Here is a 19,415-nt window from a genome sequence, read left to right as displayed (position 1 = left end):
CTCGGCGGATCGATTTCCGTCGGGCCCGCTGCTCCTTTCGAGGCCCGAGTCGTCCGCCATGACCAATCTGACAAAACTACCGAGTTGGGCCGACCATAACAACATCTTCGCCGTGGTCGAGACGCCGCGCGGCAGTTCGTGCAAGCTCGATTTCGATCCGAAGCTTGGCGTTTTTGCCTTGGCGAAGCCACTGATGGCCGGCCTGACCTATCCCTACGACTGGGGGTTCATTCCCTCGACCAAGGCCGAGGATGGCGATCCGCTGGATGTGCTGATCTTGCATGACGCGCAGACCTATCCGGGCGTCGTGCTGCGCTGCCGTCCCATCGGCATTCTCGAAGTCGAACAGAAGAAAAAGGGCGAGACGGAGCGCAACGATCGGGTGTTTGCGGTGCCTGATAGATCACCGCTCGAAACTAATCTCAAGGATATCCGCGATCTTCCCACCCATGCACGCGATGACCTCGAACAGTTCTTTCGAGCAACGAATGCGCTGGAGAACAAGGAGCTGAAGTTTCTCGGCTGGCATGGTCCCAGCCGTGCGGCCAAGACCATCAAACGGCTGGCCCGCTGAATCGGGCTCGAAATAGGAGGTGAACCCTTGGGACGAACCATCGTGTGGCTACCCTGATCCCTTGGTTGATGCAGCAACAATTTCCGGGAGTATTTGCGGTTCAAGCTGACGGGCTGTCGCCTCCGCCGACCATCCAATCCTCGATACCTTCTTCATCTTCCTCGGTGCTAAGCCGCCAACCGCGTCGGCCGGCTTGGTCGGATGGCTGGTGCTTGAGCCGAATTCTGGTGCGGCGCATCGATCGAGGTTCTCCAACCTATCAAGCGTGAAACATCTGACAGCGTTCCTATGAGGACACCGCATTCGGTATATCCTCTAACGGATGCCCGGAATGGTGCGTTGGAACTTGCCAGCGCCATCTAGATTGTCGATGCGGTGGATGGGAAAGCCGACAGCGCGGAAGTCATGCTTCTGGCAGTTCAACTAGCAGCGTCTTTTAGTGGAAAGTGAAGAACCCATGGCAAAAAAAGCCAAGAAGAAGCGTCGCTACTCGAAGAGCTCGGGCTCGGACGTCAAGAGCGAGATGCGACGGTACAAGAAGGGGACGGCCAAAAGTGGCCGTGGCGGAAAGGGCGGCAAGGTAAAAAGCAAGAAGCAGGCGATCGCGATCGGACTTTCCAAGGCCCGCAAAAAAGGCAAGAAAGTCCCCAAGAAAAAGAAGTAATGGAGCCGATGTACAGGTCGCTGCGTGGTGACGCGTATACCTCCGCCACGTTTACCGGCACTCGGCTTAAAACTTCAGGGTAGTGCGTAGGCCAACCACCACCTCGCCTTTGACGATAGCTTGGCCAAGAACGGGGCGGGAATCAGCGAAAAGCGCAAATGCGACGGCTACTGCGTCCAGTTCCGCCTCAACCGCAAGGAGGTCTACACCCGCAACAGGCTCGTTTGGTCACGGGATCGTTCCACCGCCCGAGCGGTCGAAGATGCCGCAAGACCGATTACTTGAGGCCGCTGCTATCTGGCGGGTCTCCTGTTGCGGCCGGTCGCCACTACGACGTCTTGATCGCCTGGATGGAAAGCTCAGCCACACGATATCGTTCGATCCCTCGCCGCCAAATTCGACGAGCAGACGGCGACTAAGCTCAACTAACGCCTCGCAAGGGCGTCAATTGCAAGACCGCAAACTGATGGAGATACACATGAGACGCACTATAATAGCAATCGCGTGCATTTTGCTGGCGACACCGGTCATGGCGCAATCCGTCAGCGAAAAGACCGGGGTCAATTCCGTGCTCGGGGTCAGCCCCTCGACGGTGGATTTTGTCAAGCAGGTCGCGATATCGGACATGTTTGAAATCGAGTCTAACAAGCTCGCACAGCAGAAGGGAAATGCAGCGGAGAAAACTTTCGCTTCCCAGATGGTAACGGACCACACCAAAACCAGCACCGAGCTGAAGGGACTTGTCACCAGTGGCAAGGTGAAAGCCGAATTGCCCAGCGCTCTCGATTCATCGCACCAAAGCAAGCTCGACAAGCTGAAGGGTGCCAACGGTAACGACTTCAGCTCGGAGTTCAATTCGATGCAGGTCAGCGCTCATAAGGATGCCGTCGACCTGTTCGAGCGCTATGCCAAGGGCGGCGATAACGCGGATCTGAAGAATTGGGCCGGCAAAACCCTGCCGGCGCTTAAGCATCATCTTGAGATGGCGCAGGATCTCGACAAGAAGCCCGCGCCTACGGTCGGCGAGGGCAAGAAATAGCGGAAGGACGGAGCCGTTGCGAGGCGGCTCCTTTCCCCTTTTGCTGCCGCTGGCGGTTGGCCGCCCGGTCTGGGATTCGGCAATGCACCCAGATTCCGTCGACCCGGCAGAAATCGCAGTCGACGTTTTCGAGTTCCAGGATAGCTTCAGCGGTCAATCGCGGTCATGACGCTTTGGTAGTAAGGCGCACATTCCTCGCCGCGCGCGCCCACGAGCTCCTTGGAATAGTCGTCCAGCGCTGTGGCGAGATGCGCGGTCGTGCGCGCCGTCATGGCGGTGTCGATCCAGCACGATCACGGAGCGCCCACGGCTTGCAAGCTCCACGCCACCGGCAGCCCAGCAATGCCAGAACCGACCACGACCACGTCCGCCCGGTCGGATCCCGACAGGCTAGCAACTTCGACCACCGGGACATTCATCCAGAGCGATTGCGTATATTCATCTCGCACGCAGAGTTCTTGGCCAATAACGGAGGCGCGCCTGAGCAACGGGCGCTTTGGCGGCCTAACAGGTATCCCCTCCTATCCGCTCGACCATCCCGGAGGCCTGCTCGCTCCCCGGCAACTACTGCAAGCTGGCATGCCACCGCGAGCGGAGCATCCTGGCGAGCTCGGCACTGCCATCACGCTTCAAAACACCTCAAGTTAAGGTTTAGCTATCATCAGCCAGAGTATAGCGGCCACCGCCATGAACACTGGAATGCCGAAGGCAAACCACAGCCAGCAGATTCGGTGAGACGAGAGATACAGCACCATCGACCACGATCCATCCTTCCCAGAAGGAGTAACCGACGTGCAGCACAAGCAGCGAGCCTGTTGACGGGCTGTGCAACGACAGCGGTGGTTGTGAAGATACAATCCGCGCCTCGTTGAGATCGTGCCAGGACACCTAATGTCGGCGATTCTACTCATCGAAAGGACCGAATGGCCGTGCGAGGAAAGCCAGCCACAATAGCGGACCTTAAAAGTCCTGTCGCTCCGATGACGGCAACCTTCATTCATGGTGCTCCGCGTTCGGAGCTAAGCCCTCTTCCGCGACCGTAAGCCTCGAACGAATTCCTCCATATAGGGAAGGACTTCAAACAGCAGGACCGCGAATAGAAACGCCGCCACATACGTCCATGGTAATGGCTCTCGCTTCAGGGCGAGTTCGTAACGTGCGGGCCCAGAACCCAGTCCCCAAAGGCTGAGGAATTGCGGCCAGTTTAAGATGATGACGATCACCATCGCCATGAGAGGCATCAGCTCGAGAAAACTATGGACCTGCTGTTCGATGGGCGTGATGCTCCGCTTATGGCTGGCGAATGTTGTATCCCAGAGGGCTGTCAGCTGGTGCGTAACAAAGCCGACGATCATAGCCGCAATAATAAGAGCGTTGATTTCAAAAAAAATCGCCGCCAGCAATGGTATCGCAAGTTCGATCAACATCAACAGATGAAGTAGGGTTTCCTTATAGCCGCTTGTCGTCTCAATCCGAGATGCGCGATGGCAAAGATAATCAGCAAACCCCGCCAATAACCAAAGGGGCAGCACAAAGTACAGCAATACAGTTTCGGCTGCTGCGGAATGAGACATCCGGTTAGCGCTTCTTCTCTGCTTACAGGCTATCTGGAGTGCGGAGGGGAGATGACTTGTCCTCGTTTCGCAACTCCTGCTCCGCCAACCGCCAGAATTCTTCCTTCCTGCCTTCGGGCTTGCCGCTCCGCTCCCATATCTCGTAGGCGCGCTTCTCGATTTCCTTTTCGGTCGGTTGGGTCACCACGTGCCTCCTTCAACTCTGTAGGGATCGTGGGCTGGGTTTCCGCTAATCACGGCCTATTCGCCGGTAGTCGTCAGCGACACGCTCGGCCGCCGCTATCACAGCAGTCATTTCCACTCGCTAGCGCCGATCCCTCCTTCCGGTGATAAACCCGCGAAGTCAGCGAGGTTCCTCCGTTGAAACCTTGCCCTATGAGCGGCAAAAAGTCGCCCTTGGCCGAACGAAATCGCGGTGGTGACCGCCGCCTATGCCAGTTCAGGAAGGAAATTTCAGCTGCCTCCTGAGATGCCGATCTTGGTCTCCCCCAAAAACGCGTTTCACAACCCAGCCAACGATCGGCCCTCATTTTACCGGATATCGAGCCACCTTCTTCCCATAACCTCAGCGTTCGCCTTTGCCATTGCGGTTGGTAAAGCGGGCGTTGCCGAGACCGGTGCCGATCGTCAGCACGCCCCAACGCTTCACGTCTTGCATGAAGGGGACCTCAGAAAGTCCCTGCACGACCCCATCGTTGTGCATGATGACGGCGGTGTCGTTCTCCCCGATCTGCGGGATCGCCTGGACGAGACTTGCGGGTACATTGAACTTGCTGCTCTCCCAGTTGCCGGGCAAGTTCTGCGCGCCCTTCTCGATCGAGCCGTCGCTCTTGATAACGCCTGGGCATGCGATGCCGATGAATGGCGCGAGCTTGAATCCCTCGTCTTCCGCCTTCGCGATCAGTTCTTTGAGCATCTTGACCAGGCGCCTCACAGCGTTCTCACGCGACGGCTCGTCGTCGGCATGACGCCATAGCTCGAACTGCCACACGCACGCCTTGGAGAGGTTCGGCGCCTTCTTGCGTCGCGTTTCCACGACGCCGCAGCGGATGTTCGTGCCTCCGATGTCCACGGCAAGGATGGAGTCGTGCGCTTCGAATATCCAGGATGGAGCGAGATATAGCGCGCCGATAAGGCCGGCGTCGTCCGGATGAGAATGGATCGGGAGCATCTCGACCCCTTATAGTTGTCCGCCTTCAGGAGGATTTCGGCCCGGGCGATGGCGAGTTCGCCGAGGCGGCTGTCCCGAAAACCGCCGCCCACTACGATGCGCTCGGTTTTTTCCCAGGCCTTGGCTTTTAGGAACCGCCGCGTTACGCGGGCGAGCTCCTGTGCAAAGTCCTCGATGGCGCTGTGGACGACAACGGAGGCTTCGGGATCGTCGCCGCCAAGGACGGCGTCGAGCTCCTTTTTGCTGATATCTTCGGAAAGCTCCTTCCCGAAGGGATCTTCGCCAAATTTGCGCAGCGGCTTTCGCCATTTTCGAGAGTTTCCCGGAAGGCGCCCGTGCTGGCACGGTCCCCCAGGAATTCGTCCTCATCTTTAAGTTCGAGGTTGAAACTGTCGATCTCGACCCACGGGAGGCGAGAGGCGCCGTGTGCGGCTATGCCGGTGGTCTTGATCGTTTCGTCGGCCATTCTAAACCTTGCACAAGCCGCGTGCAGCAACTGGACTGCTTTGCATTCAACCCGCGCCGATAACCGCAGTTCCTCTGGTCTCCTTGTGCACGATCTTGGGACGAACCGTGCTGCATTTCGCCCGGCCCTCAAATGCCCCAATAGGACCTCAAGTGCCCCAACAGGAGTCGCGTCAGCCCGTGTACTGCTGGGAAATCAATATCTGGGCGGGTGACGGTGCCGATATGAATGCCCGGAAGGTAGCTCGGCCATGACGAGATCAAACTTCCTCATTGCGAACTAATGAAGAAAAGATCGCCCCGAGGACGAAGCGGATGACGTACTCGGTCATTTCGCTTTCTTCCAGAGCTTCGAGAGCGGCCCGCCGGCCCCATAGACCGGATCCTTACGCGGCACCGAAACCTTCGGAATGGCTTTCAGCGCCCGCTGACGGTCTTCGACGCTCGTGCACTCGTCGTATGTACCGGTCGGCGGGTATGCCCCGATGACGAGGAACTCATCGCCCGCGGAAAGGCACTGATGGCCTGTGCCGGCGGGAAGAACCGCGATGTCCCCAGCCTTCAGGGTGAAGATCTTCCCTTTGTTGCCGCCGAACCGAACGCGGCCCTTGCCGCGCGCGATGCCGAGCACCTCATGGATCCTGGAGTGATAATGCACGTAATCGTAGATGCCATCCCGCCAGCTATCTCCCCATCCGTTCGCTTCAAATAGGTCCTCGATCACGGCTGCGGCGTCCAGGTCCTCGTCGAAAGCGACCGCGTTTCGATACAGTACGAGCGGCCATCGCGGGTGATTTGGAATGAGACCGTCGTCCTTAAAGCGAACCGCAACAGGCTTTCGCGCTCGCGCGAGATCCACAGCCTTCCGCTTGCCGGGGCGCTTCAGACCGGTTGCGCGCTCCATGTATCCCTTCAGGTCTTCAAGAGTCGGCATGATCATCCTCCTTTGAAATTCCGTTCGAGTAGCCGGTCCAAAGCCGGAGGACCCGTTCGAGAATCGCCCCGAGTGCGAAGCCGGCAACGACATCGCTCGCCCAATGCGCCAGGATCGCAATGCGAGTGAGCGACAGCCCGACCGCAATCGCGCGGATCGCCCGCCGGAGACCAGCCGGCAACCCGCTGGCCGCCGATGCCAGTGCGCCCATGTGCAGCGCGTGGCCTGAGGGAAACGCATCTTTTCGTTTGCCGGAAAGCGAGACGCCATGCATATGCCCAATCACCGTCCGACGATCCGGCCGAGTTTGGTCGAATACGAGTTTTAGATCATGGGGCAGCAGCGACGCAGCGACCGTCACTGGCAGAGCATGGTTTCCTGCGCGCCGCAGCGGCACCCCACAACCGCGCGAGGCAAGCCAGCCGACGGCTGTCAGGACCAGAAGAAGCTTCTCATCTGCGCCCCAGGTCAGGGCGCGGGCCACCTGCTCCGGGGCCGGCGCAGTGCTGCGGGCGATTGAATGTGTCACCGCGACATCCGCTCTGGTCGGTCTAACATTCACTGGAAAGCTTGACTGCGGCCAAGGCGCCTTGCTGACAAGCTAGCGATCTTGAACATGTCTCAACGATCGGAAAGGTAAGTACCTCCCCAACGCTCAACGTGCCGTCGAGGTCCTCCCCCGGCTTTCCAAACAAGGAAAGTCGGCGGTTCGGCGTCCGGGCAGGAATCCTCCGTCCGATAGGAACAAACGATCCTGGCTTCCGTTCGGGATGATCTCCCCTCTCATTGCAAGGCCTTTCGATGTACCACCATGTCAAGAAGCTGATGTTCACTGTCCGCGTCGACGAACCAGACCCTCGTTTTGGCAACATGCTTCTTGAACAGTTCGGTGGTGCCAACGGCGAACTCGCTGCCGCGATGCAATATTCGATACAGGGGCTCAACTGCGAGGATCCGGATCGCAAGGACCTGCTGATGGATATTGGCACCGAGGAACTGAGTCACCTCGAAGTCGTGGGGACACTCGCCCGGATGCATCTCAAGCCGGCGAAGTTCGATCGCCAGGCCGCCGAAGCCGATCCCCTGATTGCGATCGCTGGTGGCGGCGGCGTGAACCTGTTCAATTCCCAGGGCAATGCGTGGACGGCCGATTACCTGAAGATAACCGGCGAGCTCGACGTCGATCTGCGCAGCAACATCGCCGCCGAAGCGCGGGCCAAGATCGTCTATGAACGCCTAATCAATTTCTGCGACGACGCCGGTACCAAGGACGCGCTGCAGTTCCTGATGACGCGGGAAATCACACACATGAGAGCGTTCGCGCTGGCGCTCGAGAGCATGGCCAAGCCCGCTTTCAGCATCGGCCGCATCGCCCCAACACCGGGACTGGTCGACCAGTTCTTCAACGACTCCACCGGGGCCGGCGACCACGGCGAGATCGACGCCCGCGGTCCGTGGAACGAGGGCAATGGCTGGGTCTTCACGGAATCGCCAGCGATCCAGGCTGACCCCGGCGCGTCCGCCGCGATCGTCGCGGAAAGTTCGCCGCCAGATGACCAAGCCGGGCTTGGCGACTTGTTGATCGATGAGCTCCGCGACATCCTGCATGCCGAAAAGCAACTCATCAAGACGCTTCCGAAGATGGCCGAGGCAGCTCGCTTCGATCAGTTGCGAGAGCTGTTTGAGCAACATCTCGTCGAGACCGAAAACCAGGTGGAGCGCATCAATGAATGCTTCGAGTTGCTCGGCAAGACCGTCCGAGCGAAGCCTTGCAAGGGAATGATGGGGCTTATCGAGGAAGGCCAGGAAATCATGGCTGAGGGAGAGGAAAAGGAAGACGCGGCCGCGGACCTCGCCTTAATCGGAGCTGCACAGCGTGTGGAGCACTATGAAATCTCGGCTTACACCACGGCGAAGAATCTCGCCCAGCAGCTACGCCACAGTGCAGTCGTCGCGCTGTTGTCGAAGTCACTTGCGGAAGAGGAGAATTCTGATCAGTTGCTAAACCAAGTCGCTCGATCTCTGATGTCGGTAGCCAAAATGCCAGCCGCGATCGAACAGGCCGAATAACGCCGGCTGGCGGGGCCGCAAGTGCTCAGGGCCCGAAGGACCGCAAGACCAGCAGTTCCTGTCAGATACCGGAATGAGAGCGCTGCGCCAATACCTCGGTCATCTTTTGGGTATTCAGTATCCCAATATGATGGCACTTCGCCGGATTTTCGGCCAACATATGAATTGGATCCAGGATGAAAGAGGCCGCCAACTGAGGCGGCCTCTACGACATCCCCAGCCAAATCAACGCGAACTCTCAGGCCAGCAGCTAAAGCCACGTTGACGTAGGTCAAGCTAGGTGGACGGCTGGAGTCCGGGAGGGGAGCCACTCGCTCATGTGAGCGCCAGTCTCAGCCTGTCGGGCCTTCTTCAACAGCTCTTCTTTCTCGATACTTGGTGGAAGCCCGCTGGCTTCGTCGCGCAGGCTCTTGGCCTCTTCTGTCAACCGCACTTCTAGAGAATGCTCTTGTTTGAAACGACGCCGCTTTTGCATGCGTTGCTCCACTGCCATTAGCGATGCTCTGTTAATTTTGGACAGAAGGCGCGTTCCTCTCGGAAATTGTTCACCAATTATCGCTAGTTCGAGGCCTCCGAGTCGGGCTGCCCTGTGCCCTCGGCTTTGCTTCTAGCTTCGAACGCCTCTTGCTCCGACTGCGGGCGTCTCCGGAGTAGGCCTAGCCAGCCCTGCGCCACACGGAGACGATCATCGTCCGAGATCGCTTTGTCAGCTTGCCGCGCGCTGACTGGCGGCAGCGCCGGTTCATTCGCTGCTCGGTCCGGCAACATGTCGCGGCTCGAGCAAGCTCAGCACGGTGTCGATCTTCGCGAGCAGCTTCTCGATTTCGTCACGCTCTTCCGGAGCAGGATCGCCCAGCGCATTTAGCCGCTCGACAGTATCCAGATCGCTGATCGACAACGCCAGGCGTCGGCATCCCTGCGCCTCCGCGAGCCAAACTCGTCTTCCAACCGGCGGGTTGCAAAAAAGCGCTCAACCGCCCTTCAGCGCGTCCTTGACTTGCGTCGCAGGCCAGCTGTCGCCCACGGGCCTCGCGCGCACCTTTGCGCCACTACCGACCAGGACATGAGACGCAACTTCGTCGTCTGCATCGAGAACCATCAGGTCCGTCTCGGGCTCCCAGTTCAGCGTCAAGTCGAGATCGCCCGGAAAGATCTGCCATCTCGAGCCGTCATCGAGCTCGACGATGTGGCTTTGCAAGTGCGCGCGTATCTTCATGATTCAAACGGCATGCGGCTGCTGTGGGGGGCGTTCGACGGACGTGGAGCGTCGCAGCCGGCCATCCTCGCCATGGCCGCACTTGGCGCATCTCAGCCGAACGTCCTGATGGGAATAGGGGGCGTTCGGGCCCGCCGCCATAGGCCAAGCGCCGCAGTTGGGGCACTTCACCAAAAGGGTATCGGTTTCGATCATCGGCGGCTCCGTAGCTGCGCCCCATTCGAGGGTCAACGTACGGCGGTTGGCGTGGTTGCCTGGCTTCGTCCGCTGCCCGTCCGAAAAGGGCGCCGGCCCGGCAGAAAAGCGACTCGCCTTACATGACCGGACGGGCCGCTTCGTGATCATCGTAGTTTGATCAGTGTATGTGAATCAGCCAATAGCCGGCGCCGCCGATCACGATGACGGCGGGAACGGCCCACAACAGAAATACAGGCATCGTTCATCCTCCTTGTCCTTCCGACCGGCCCGAACCATGGCCGACGGATCATCACTGTTCGGTGCAGACCTTGGTGGTCTTCACGGCGGATTCGGCTTCCGTCTTGGTCTTATAGACGCCGTCGCCAACGACCGTCGTGGTGGTAGTTGTCGGCTTTGTGTCGACGACCGTGCATTTCTTGGTCGCGGCATCGCGCACGATGTAGAATTCGGCGGCGCTCGCAGCCTGCGCACCGAGCACAAAAGCGGCAAGGGCGCCGCAGACGATCAGCTTATTCATCTCACTCTCCTCCATTTCTGGCCCCACTCACGAACGGCAGCGTCAAGGCAAAGTTCCGATTGTTCCCGGGGTTGCCCTTTTTCAGCCGGCTCGCCTCTCGCGCTGCCGCAAAAATCACGGGCTTGGAAAATCACCTGGGCGGAACCGGCCAACGGGCGCGCCCTCTTGAGTTTGCTATTCGACCGTGTCCCAATGTGCCCCTGTCTTGCGGACTCCTCGCTATGCGGTTCGATTGAACATGGTCGTTAGATGCCTGACGCTGACGGTCCTTGTTGCGGGGCTTCTCGCCGGCACCCACGCTTTCGCGCAGGAAGACAAGAAGACCGACGAAGACAAGCCTGCCGATCCGGACACCGGCGAGAGCACCATCGAGGAGAAGACGCTTGGACTTCTGCCGAACCCGTTTCAAAAATACGGGATCAAATTCGCCGCGACCTACATCGGCGAGACGCTCGGAAATTTCTCCGGCGGGCTGAAGCAGGGAGCGATCTATGAAGGCCGGCTGAACCTTGCCGTCGATGTCGACCTGCAGAAGCTCGCCGGCATCGACAAGCTTACCTTCCACGCCAATATGTTCCAGATTCACGGTGCGGGACTGTCGCGCAACTATCTCGACAATCTCTTCGTCGTCAGCGGCATCGAGGCATTGCCGTCGACGCGACTTTACGAAGCCTACTTCGAGAAGCAGTGGGGTAACAAAAAGGTCTCCCTGAAGTTCGGGCAGCTCGCCGCCGATAGCGAGTTCTTCAACACGAAATATACAGATGTCTTCACCAACGCATCGATGGGGTGGCCGGCAATCACATCTCTCGACCTGCCCAGCGGCGGTCCGTCGCCGCCGTTGGCGGCAATGGGCACCCGGCTGCTGGTCAACATCACGGATCAGCTATCCATTCTTGGCGGCGTCTTCGACGGCAACCAGGCGGGTCCGGGCCCAGGCGATCCACAACAACGCAACCGATATGGCGTCAACTTCCGGATTAACGATCCGCCCCTTCTGCTGGGCCAAATCCAGTACTCCTGGAACAACACGAAGGGCGATCCCAATCTGACGGGCCAGATCAAGTTCGGCGGGTGGCGTCACCTCGGGCCATTCTCCGATCTTCAACTCGCCAGCAACGGCGTTTCGCTTGCGGCGCCGGCCAGCAGCGGCACTCCCCTGATGTTGACAGGCGATGTCGGCGGATGGGCAGTCTTCGAGCAGCAGATTTATCGCGTGCCCAAAAGCGATGATCGGGGAATCGGCGTTTTCGCTCGCATCTCCGGCGCTCCCGCGGACCGCAATCTGATTGATCTCTACGCTGACGCCGGACTCGAGTTCATCGGCCTCAGCGACAAACGACCAGACGACAAATTCGGCATCGCTGCTGGCTACGCCCACGTCTCGAGGCGGGCTCAGGCACTGGACGTCGACTATCGCGTACTCTTTGGTCCGACATGGCCGGTGCGCAGCTTCGAAGGACTGTTGACGGCGGTGTATCAATATCAGTTACGGGACGGCTGGACCCTGCAGCCAAATTTCCAATACATCATTCATCCCGGGGGCGGAGCAACGGACCCGGCGGGGCCGATCCCGGGCCGAGCGCTCAAGAACGCAACAGTCTTCGGCCTACGCACGACTTTGAAATTCTAGGAGGCAGATTCCGCCGTTAATCGACGAAAACAGCTAGACGATCATACGGCTCCAAAGGGCGTAACGCACGAGAGCGTGGATGCGATCGACGCGGTTCGCATCGTTGGCAATATTGGCGCCCACATGGAAAAGGACGCGAATCTAATCGTCGACATCGAGCCCGGCGAGGCTCAGATGTTGATTGACTTGATCGAGATGCTTTTTGATGAAAAGCATAAGCGAGAAATGCGGCTGGCGGAAATCAAAGCGCTCAGCGCTAACAAGGCGAATGAACTGGCCGCGGCAAAGGCGGCGGCTCCAAATGCGGCTAATCCGGAGGCCACCTAAGTCGCGTAAAGCTCCAATCCGATTTACTTCACGCCGGAATCGCGCTTGTTTCGCTTATAAAGCTCCTGGTCAACGGCGCTAGCTTGGAACAACGCGGGTGCAGCACCCATGCTCAGGCTGAAGCCGGGTGCGTGAGGGATGAGCGGAAACGCATGTGCGAGAGCGTCTGTGCAACCCGCTTGGGTGAACTCGCAGCTTATTGTCGCTGGCGGCGGATGTCCCCCAGTGACCAGACATGATGATTGCGACTTCTTGAAGTAGTGCGTTCGCTGCCCGTTCATTGTGGCGGCGCCGGTACCGCATGGCTTGTAGAACGTTCCAACCTGCGTCTGAAGCTGTCGCTCCGCGTAGTAGTCAACTTCATAGTCTCGGCTCGCGCCTGCCTTTGCTTGTGTCCCGACTACGATTCCGGCCATTGCGATACCGAGGAAAAAGAATCTCATGAACGATCTCCCAATACACGAGCCACTTGACGCATTCGGTTGTGTTCAACAACTCATTCTATCGCGTCGGGAGCGTTCTGTCGCTGTATTTCACGGGTCGGCCTCGCGCGGGATAAGTCAGTGATCCATTTGGATCACGACGGACGGGCCTTCGATGCCCATGATGTCTGGACTGCTGGATTCGTCCACTCTGAACAATTTTTGCTCTTTGGGCTTGGCTTGGCCACTTCGTTCAATCATCGCCATCGGCAATTTCTGGAGCACCTTCGGGGCGGTGAATGGGTCCCCGCTGTCGATCTGCCAGATCAGGCAAAGTTGAAGCTGACCTTACTTCGCCATCAGTGGATTGAGATTCGAGAAGCTCACGGAAAGGTCAGCTATCGCATTACTGCTGGCGGGCTTGCGGAGATGAGCAAGCCTACCAGGGTTCGCTAAACAAGCCCCCGCAATGCCGCGGGGGGCAGTGCGCGCGCTGATCGCGGCGCCGCCACGCACCGGCAAAACGGTGCTGATGCAGAACATCGCGCACTCCATCACCGCCAATCAACGCTGATTGGGAAACAGCGGCGTGAGGTTGTCGAAATTGACCTTGTGCTTCGACTTGTCCGGAGGCGAGCGGTTGCGCGACGGCCTGGTGGTCGCGATCGCCGGTCCGCCGAATGTCGGCAAATCAACCCTGATCAATCAGCTCGCCAAGCGCGAGGTCGCGATCGTCTCGCCGCATGCCGGCACGACCCGCGATGTGATCGAGGTGCAGCTCCGCCGATGACCCAACCGCCGAATGAGGACCTGTTCCTGTGCTCCCCAAACAGGCCGCCCGCATTTCAAAAAGCGGGGCCACTAGGAACGCGCCTCCGAATTTCGCTTTGAAATGTTAGGAAATGAATGGGCGCGCTCAATGCCTCGGTATTACTTCGATTTAAAGGATGGCAACGGAACAACCCCTGACGAGGAAGGCCTCGATCTTCGGGATCTGGACGCGGCACAGGACGAGGCTGCGCGATCTTTAGGCGGCATGGCCCGTGATGCCGTAGCGACCCTCAGCGGTAGCGGCGCTGAGCAAATGGAGATCGAGGTCCGGGACGACGCCGGCCCCGTTATGACGGTCCGCTTTTCCTTCGCGATCAGCCGCAACAAAGTGAGCTAACCTCAAACTGCAAAAACGGCCCCAGCGCCCGGGAAGAGCACTGAGGCCGAGGGGTCGTCCCACTCCTCATCAAAGCGAGACTAGAACCGCGCCTGTGGCCCTCTGTTCCAAAAAAAAGGCCCCAGCGAGGGGACTGGCTGGGGCCTAGACTGATTGCCGAACCGCTGTCCGCCAGGATGCAGCGGTCGTCATTTTAGGGCTGTAAAAATAGGAAATGAAAATCACCTGCCCCATGCCATCGAGGATCTTGGCAAAGTAGGGTTCCCGAAATAACCGAAGTGAATCTTGCGCCCGGCGGAGCGCACTTTCTGCATCAATTTGTTACAGCGAGATATCCTACCTTTCTCGCAGGGCGAACACGCATCTGATGGTTCAGTCAAGCGCGGGAACTTAGTTCCCTTTCCCGCGTTGCTTGAGCATCATCGGCCAAGGCCTTTTCTGTGGGCGCTGGTGACTGAGAGACACTCTCGTGCTCCCGCCTGCGAAGGGGAGGGAGTGTCTGATGCCGCATGTCAAGCTAATCGCGCGTTTGCTGTCCGTCGTTGAGCTGTCCGAGCAAGACAAGGTTCGGCTCCAGCAGATGCCTCACATCATCAAAACATTTAGAGACGGCGACCGCGTCGCACAGCAAGGCGACGTGCCCGTGCATTGTGCCGTCGTGATGACTGGAATGCTGTCGCGTCGAAGGGTTGTTTCCGAACGCAATCAAATATCGTCCATCTACGTACCGGGGGACGTACCTGATCTCCATACGCTGCATCTGCCCGTTTTGGATCACGATCTCTGCAGCGAGGGGACCTCGACTGTGGCCTTCATATCCCATTCGCATCTCCGGCGGATGTTGAAGGAATCTCCGGGGCTGACAAACGCATTTTGGCGAGAGACCCTTATCCATGCAGCGATCTACCGAGAATGGGTCGAAAACCTGGGCTCAAGGGCGGCGCTGCCAAGAGTCGCGCATCTGTTCTGCGAGCTTGCCACCCGTTTTGAGATGGTGGGTTTGCTCGACAACGACACTTTCCGTCTTCCTTTAACGCAGCAAGACCTTGCGGATGCCTGTGGCCTCTCAACCGTCCATGTCAATCGCACAGTTCAGGAACTGAGAAAGATGGGATTGCTCGATTGGCGCGGACAAATCGCCTACGTGCTTCGGCGCGAGGAGCTCGAAACGGTGGCCGAGTTCAGCGCCGATTATCTCCATGCGCTAAAAGTCCCAAGTCCGCGCGCGATCATATTGGCAGCCGAGTGAACCGGCCTAGGCAGCGCCGGCCCGAACCATATCCAGGCAGGGGAAGATCAAGAACCGGACGCACCCGGCAATGTCGCAGGAGTCGTGAGTGACCAAAGACGCATTTGATCAATGGTGGGAGTGGGCCACGAAGCCACGTAATTCAAACTTGGAGATCAACGTTAGCATCTGGCGCCCTGTCTCGATGCTCTCCCCCGAAGATCGGCTCGACCGCCACAAAGTTAATGAAGCTGTGGCGAGGCACAAAGAAGAGCCCGACGCCGATTGGGCGCCAGCTTATGTTCACTATTGAGCAAAATCGCTCCAGCGCCATTGATGAGTTATCACCGGCCAAGGCTCTGCCCGTAGGCGTCGGTGGCTGAGAGACCGAGAGCTCTCCCGCCTGCAAAGCCAAGGAGCACAGCCATGCCAATCCAACCTGTTCATCGGGTTCACGATGAAGCCGCCCAAATATCTAAGCAGACCGCATTCGTCCGCGAACTCATTGCAAAGGCGGCTGAACTATTAAAAACTACCTCCGCCTGACACCTTCCTCGGCCGCAAAACGCACGATCCTTTCCCGCAAGAGGAGAGCCAGCACGGGAACCCGCAATCCTAACCTGCGTTTTCCCGGCAGTGTTTTGGCGGAGAGCCCGATGGCGTCGCCAATACCGCCTACAGACAAAAAGTATCTGTGCCCGATTTGTCGCGAGCTAGCGTTGATCCTTTCGGCAGCAACGCTTGCCTTCGCGTCCCGGACGATATCCGATCTCAGCTGCCCTAATGGGCACAGCATCAGAATCACACCCGGGGGCAAGGTCGTGACTTCCTCAACATCTCGGCGTGAACGAAAGGGTGCTGGGAAAGTCTAGGGAGGGAAACAGGCGTGAAGGCATCAGGCCGAGTACCGCCTGTCCAGAAGAGCAGGCGGATTCGTTCGCCACTCGCGCCACTCCTGAACGCGATGGCGATGGTGAGAACCGAGAGAACGATCATGAAGGCTGGAACTCCATCACATCCTGGCTTTGATGAAGTCGGCGAGATGGTTAGCGGCTCGCGCCAATGAAGCGGATGCTTCCTTCAGTTCATCCTGAGCCTTCTTCAACCGCTCTTCCTGCTGGGTGAAATCTTTGTCCCCGCGCCCGTCGCCGGCGAAGATGCGTCGAAACTGATTGATGATCTGGTTCATCGCTTTGCCCGTATCTCTGAGGTCAGGGCTTCCAACGCGGTACGCGTGCTGTGAATGGCTTCGGCGAGGCGATCGGCAGCCAACACGCGCTTGTCATAGCTTTCGGTCAGCTGGTTTTCGAGCAGCTGGATTCGGATATCCTTTCCACTTCGCATTGCCCTACCGCTTAAGTCGCGCGACAATTTTCGCCGCCAGCTTTGGCGATGAACAGCTAGCCAAAGATGGCTCCCATCCATTGATCCAGTGGGGAGGGAAGCGCAGCAATCGTCCACGACTGTGGAAAGGCGCATGCCTTGCACCAAAGGACTGAATAGATGCATACAGCAGCAAACCAGAAGCCTGCTGGCACGATGAACAGTAGTGGGAACCACCATCCGCGACCGGTTAAAATAGCGACTTGAGACGAGAGGTAGGACTTCGCGAGATCGGCCTTGACCTGCTCTCGGGTTCTCTCGGGTCGTCTCATTGTTAATCGCGTTGTCCACGGTACTGAAGATGCGGTCAAGCGGCCCCTTCAAGAACCATCCAATGACGGTCTCCCACATCGGTCAGGCCTTCCCAACCGATCGAAGCCGAGCCGCGATAGTGATGGCTGAGATCCCATCAACACGTAAGCGAGGTACTGCGGGTTGTCCTCCAGCGCCTCCATCACTTGGGCCTTCAGATCAGGATCGCCAAGCGCCGCGGCAATTGGATCAAGCCACTGAAATACGGTCCCGATGCCGGTCAGGAACAAGCCCCATAGCACCGTGACCGAACGCCCCGTGAGCGCCCAGACCTTGCCCCAGAACGTGTTGGCTTCAGCGTAGAAGCTCTTGAGCGCCGGGATCGCATGGAGCACCGGGCTAGGAACATGAAATAGACTTGGAAGCACCAGATCGCCATCGCATCGTCGACACCGATATCCCACGCGGTGTTCACGCGCAGATAGCGATTCACCGCGACATCGGGGATCCGGCCGCCCTGCTCTGCCTCTCGGATCTGCTTGCCCCAACAGGAGCCCAGAACCGCAGCCTCGAAGGAACAGAAATATTCCTGCTCGATCAGCGCATCGCCGGCCTCGTCGCCGTAGATACTCCCTACGCTGGATCTCAACGGCTTCACGCGAGATCGCGCCCGTGTTGTCGACAGTCAGAACCTGCGCGAACCAGTCAGAGCTCTCGCGCGCCACGTCCAGCATCGACTTGGCGTGGTTGGATCGGGGCGAGATACGCATACGCTGCTGGGTTCGCAAGCGCCCGTTCGGAGAATGTCACACCGGCTGGAGGAGACCCGACGTCGAGTTATAGCTATCCGAGCCGACGACCTGCCAGGTCGCCCCGTTCTTGAACCGAATGAAAAGATCGCTTTGCGCCCCTGCGGGCCGCTCGAATGCCGACGCGGCCGCCCAGTGCAGGCAAACGTCATCCTTGCCGGCTCGACGATGCCAAATCCCGATCGCGCGCCGACGCCCGGCTTCAAAGCGCACTCCAGAGCGGCGTGGTAATCCCGCGGCTCCCACCTATTCGGTAGGAGGATTCCGCATCGGAAAACTTGCGGATCTACAAGAACGTATCATATTATGATACAAACCTCTTGCGAGGCGTATCACCGTATGATACACTCTGATCATGATCAAGAGCTTCAAGGACGAGCTGACCGAAGCAGCCTTCAACGGCAAAGCCAAGAAAGGCTTTCCGGCCGATCTGCTCAAGCTAGCTCGCCGTAAGCTCCAGTATCTGAACGCAGCTGTGAACCTACGCGACCTTTTGGCCCCTCCCGGCAATCACCTTGAAGCCCTGAAAGGCGACCGCAAGGGGCAATATTCCATCCGCGTGAACGATAAGTTCCGCATTTGCTTCACATGGACCGCTGAAGGTCCAAAGGAGGTCGAGTTCGTTGACTACCACTAGCCAGACCAAGGAGGGTCATATGGCAAAGAAACTGCCCCCAATGCACCCCGGTGAGGTGCTACGCGAGGAATTTCTCATCCCGCTCGACATTTCGGCCGGTGCGCTCGCCAAGGTTTGCGGCGTTCCCCGTACCAGGATTGAGCGTATTGCGAACGAGGAGACCTCGATTACCGCGGACACTGCTCTTCGCCTGTCCAAGGCGCTGAAAACCTCTGCTCAGCTTTGGCTGAACCTGCAGAATGCCTATGACGTGCAGATGGCCGAACAAGAACTTGGCAGCGACCTGGAAAAGATCAAACCGATCGACGCGAAAGCTGCCTGAAACGAGAGACGCCCGGACGGGAGCCGCCGGGCGCATCTATTCACTCAAGCTGATTTGCGGGCGAATATTGGCTACGACTGCAAAAGTCAATCCACTGGGGATCTCGCTCCACAAGGCCGGCTGTCTACCGGAAGTACGTCATGCCGCCAACGACGATCGACAGGACAAAAACCAAAGTGGCAGCTCCAATAATCCACGGCATGTCACGGCGTTCTCTGGGGGTCATGTTACTTCCTCATGTGTACGTCCTCGAGCGCCTTAGGCGGCTGTAGCCCTGGCGATGTCAGCCACTCGTTGATATGGGCTGCCGTTTCGGCCTGACGCGCTCGGCGGAGATATAGCTCGCGCTGAGTGCCCGGCGGGAGCTGCGCAGCAGCGACCCTGAAGCGAGCGGCCTCCTCGGCCAATCTCTCTTCGAATGTCTTGGTATGTTTCGTTCGATTGCGACGCTTGATGACCACAGCGCACTCCTTTCCGTTGCACAAGGCGGGAGCGCGTTGACGGCGATCTCATCACCGATAGATACCCAAAGCCGTGCGGTGATGAGGAATAAATACTAGGGGCAGCGGCGGGCTTCTATATCCCACGTTACTCGCGTAAATAATTGTTTTCATTCAAAAATACTCAAACGGTTCAAAATACTCATTCGTCTCCTAATGACACTTTCGCTATGCATTTGTCACGCTGCCTGATCTCGCCATCTCCGCAGAAGATAATCATGCCAAAGCATCGTCGGTAAGCGGCAAGCTGAGGCCGTCAGGCTGCGTGGTTCCATGGCATAAGCGCGTCGATTTGGCTGCTCGGCCAGCCGT

Annotated in this window: 21 protein-coding genes and 3 pseudogenes; 13 read left to right on the top strand and 11 right to left on the bottom strand. The window is 58.4% G+C overall.

Translation table 11 applies throughout. The annotated features are described in order from the left end of the window. Nucleotides 1–112: 112 nt before the first annotated feature. From Q2M23_RS29975 to Q2M23_RS29965, 3 genes and pseudogenes are all read left to right on the top strand, one after another. Entirely contained in the window at nt 113–574 is a 462-nt protein-coding gene (locus tag Q2M23_RS29975) for an inorganic diphosphatase (protein ID WP_316397984.1), read from the top strand. Nucleotides 575–1,031: 457 nt separating this feature from the next. Further along, nucleotides 1,032–1,229: pseudogene (locus tag Q2M23_RS29970) on the top strand (DUF6496 domain-containing protein); the annotation flags it as partial. Between the two features lie 487 nt (nt 1,230–1,716). After that, nucleotides 1,717–2,277, top strand: coding sequence for a DUF4142 domain-containing protein (locus Q2M23_RS29965; RefSeq protein WP_028343205.1), 561 nt, complete (start codon nt 1,717–1,719; stop codon nt 2,275–2,277). Nucleotides 2,278–2,423: 146 nt separating this feature from the next. On the opposite strand, the gene Q2M23_RS29960 is transcribed toward Q2M23_RS29965, so the two are convergent. From Q2M23_RS29960 to Q2M23_RS29935, 6 genes and pseudogenes are all read right to left on the bottom strand, one after another. Further along, the gene (locus Q2M23_RS29960; protein ID WP_256521279.1) at nt 2,424–2,549 is read right to left on the bottom strand and encodes a hypothetical protein; all 126 of its coding nucleotides are present in this window, start codon (nt 2,547–2,549) and stop codon (nt 2,424–2,426) included. A 747-nt stretch (nt 2,550–3,296) separates the two neighbouring features. After that, complete coding sequence (locus tag Q2M23_RS29955) at nt 3,297–3,851, bottom strand: hypothetical protein (protein WP_028344071.1); 555 nt, start codon at nt 3,849–3,851, stop codon at nt 3,297–3,299. Between the two features lie 22 nt (nt 3,852–3,873). Next, on the bottom strand, nt 3,874–4,035 hold the full coding sequence (locus Q2M23_RS29950) for a DUF2934 domain-containing protein (RefSeq protein ID WP_316397983.1): 162 nt from the start codon (nt 4,033–4,035) through the stop codon (nt 3,874–3,876). Between the two features lie 381 nt (nt 4,036–4,416). Next, nucleotides 4,417–5,488, bottom strand: a pseudogene (locus Q2M23_RS29945) (ROK family protein). Nucleotides 5,489–5,815: 327 nt separating this feature from the next. Next, nucleotides 5,816–6,421, bottom strand: a complete 606-nt coding sequence (locus Q2M23_RS29940; protein WP_316397982.1) for a cupin domain-containing protein — start codon at nt 6,419–6,421, stop codon at nt 5,816–5,818. Continuing rightward, nucleotides 6,408–6,950, bottom strand: coding sequence for a phosphatase PAP2 family protein (locus tag Q2M23_RS29935; protein WP_316397981.1), 543 nt, complete (start codon nt 6,948–6,950; stop codon nt 6,408–6,410). Before Q2M23_RS29935 ends, Q2M23_RS29940 begins: the two co-directional genes overlap by 14 nt. Before the next feature lie 272 nt (nt 6,951–7,222). Between Q2M23_RS29935 and Q2M23_RS29930 the strand changes: the two genes are divergently transcribed. After that, complete coding sequence (locus Q2M23_RS29930; RefSeq protein ID WP_316397980.1) at nt 7,223–8,491, top strand: DUF892 family protein; 1,269 nt, start codon at nt 7,223–7,225, stop codon at nt 8,489–8,491. A gap of 742 nt (nt 8,492–9,233) precedes the next feature. On the opposite strand, the gene Q2M23_RS29925 is transcribed toward Q2M23_RS29930, so the two are convergent. From Q2M23_RS29925 to Q2M23_RS29915, 3 genes are all read right to left on the bottom strand, one after another. After that, on the bottom strand, nt 9,234–9,389 hold the full coding sequence (locus tag Q2M23_RS29925) for a hypothetical protein (RefSeq protein ID WP_316397979.1): 156 nt from the start codon (nt 9,387–9,389) through the stop codon (nt 9,234–9,236). Between the two features lie 72 nt (nt 9,390–9,461). Beyond that, entirely contained in the window at nt 9,462–9,689 is a 228-nt protein-coding gene (locus Q2M23_RS29920) for a hypothetical protein (RefSeq protein ID WP_233475235.1), read from the bottom strand. A gap of 505 nt (nt 9,690–10,194) precedes the next feature. Then, nucleotides 10,195–10,422, bottom strand: a complete 228-nt coding sequence (locus Q2M23_RS29915; protein WP_076829459.1) for a hypothetical protein — start codon at nt 10,420–10,422, stop codon at nt 10,195–10,197. Nucleotides 10,423–10,660: 238 nt separating this feature from the next. Between Q2M23_RS29915 and Q2M23_RS29910 the strand changes: the two genes are divergently transcribed. From Q2M23_RS29910 to Q2M23_RS29880, 7 genes and pseudogenes are all read left to right on the top strand, one after another. Beyond that, nucleotides 10,661–12,055 (top strand): carbohydrate porin, encoded by a 1,395-nt coding sequence (locus Q2M23_RS29910; protein WP_076829462.1) that lies wholly within the window; start codon nt 10,661–10,663, stop codon nt 12,053–12,055. A gap of 75 nt (nt 12,056–12,130) precedes the next feature. Further along, nucleotides 12,131–12,382 carry a hypothetical protein gene (locus Q2M23_RS29905; RefSeq protein WP_316397978.1) on the top strand — a complete coding sequence of 84 codons (252 nt, stop codon included), beginning with the start codon at nt 12,131–12,133 and terminating at the stop codon, nt 12,380–12,382. 563 nt (nt 12,383–12,945) lie between these two features. After that, nucleotides 12,946–13,260, top strand: coding sequence for a hypothetical protein (locus tag Q2M23_RS29900; protein WP_316397977.1), 315 nt, complete (start codon nt 12,946–12,948; stop codon nt 13,258–13,260). Nucleotides 13,261–13,435: 175 nt separating this feature from the next. Continuing rightward, nucleotides 13,436–13,585 (top strand): annotated as a pseudogene (locus Q2M23_RS29895) (GTPase); the annotation flags it as partial. A gap of 138 nt (nt 13,586–13,723) precedes the next feature. After that, on the top strand, nt 13,724–13,972 hold the full coding sequence (locus Q2M23_RS29890) for a DUF6894 family protein (protein ID WP_028344455.1): 249 nt from the start codon (nt 13,724–13,726) through the stop codon (nt 13,970–13,972). A gap of 502 nt (nt 13,973–14,474) precedes the next feature. Continuing rightward, nucleotides 14,475–15,221 (top strand): Crp/Fnr family transcriptional regulator, encoded by a 747-nt coding sequence (locus Q2M23_RS29885; protein ID WP_253638718.1) that lies wholly within the window; start codon nt 14,475–14,477, stop codon nt 15,219–15,221. 88 nt (nt 15,222–15,309) lie between these two features. Then, a complete protein-coding gene (locus Q2M23_RS29880; RefSeq protein ID WP_253589130.1) occupies nt 15,310–15,513 on the top strand; it encodes a hypothetical protein in 204 nt (67 codons plus the stop codon). Nucleotides 15,514–16,212: 699 nt separating this feature from the next. On the opposite strand, the gene Q2M23_RS29875 is transcribed toward Q2M23_RS29880, so the two are convergent. Together Q2M23_RS29875 and Q2M23_RS29870 are read right to left on the bottom strand one after the other, a co-directional pair. Further along, nucleotides 16,213–16,389 carry a hypothetical protein gene (locus tag Q2M23_RS29875; protein ID WP_158074210.1) on the bottom strand — a complete coding sequence of 59 codons (177 nt, stop codon included), beginning with the start codon at nt 16,387–16,389 and terminating at the stop codon, nt 16,213–16,215. Nucleotides 16,390–16,903: 514 nt separating this feature from the next. Continuing rightward, nucleotides 16,904–17,230, bottom strand: coding sequence for a hypothetical protein (locus Q2M23_RS29870; protein ID WP_225648774.1), 327 nt, complete (start codon nt 17,228–17,230; stop codon nt 16,904–16,906). Between the two features lie 769 nt (nt 17,231–17,999). On the opposite strand from Q2M23_RS29870, the gene Q2M23_RS29865 reads away from it, so the two are divergent. After that, on the top strand, nt 18,000–18,281 hold the full coding sequence (locus Q2M23_RS29865) for a type II toxin-antitoxin system RelE/ParE family toxin (protein WP_092088745.1): 282 nt from the start codon (nt 18,000–18,002) through the stop codon (nt 18,279–18,281). A 19-nt stretch (nt 18,282–18,300) separates the two neighbouring features. Then, nucleotides 18,301–18,603, top strand: coding sequence for a HigA family addiction module antitoxin (locus tag Q2M23_RS29860; RefSeq protein ID WP_092088747.1), 303 nt, complete (start codon nt 18,301–18,303; stop codon nt 18,601–18,603). Nucleotides 18,604–19,415: the final 812 nt, after the last annotated feature.

The sequence above is a fragment of the Bradyrhizobium sp. 33ap4 genome (genome assembly GCF_032654765.1).
GTDB lineage: Bacteria > Pseudomonadota > Alphaproteobacteria > Rhizobiales > Xanthobacteraceae > Bradyrhizobium > Bradyrhizobium australafricanum.
Note: the sequence above shows the minus strand (reverse complement) of the source record. Positions and strands in the feature narration are given on the sequence as shown.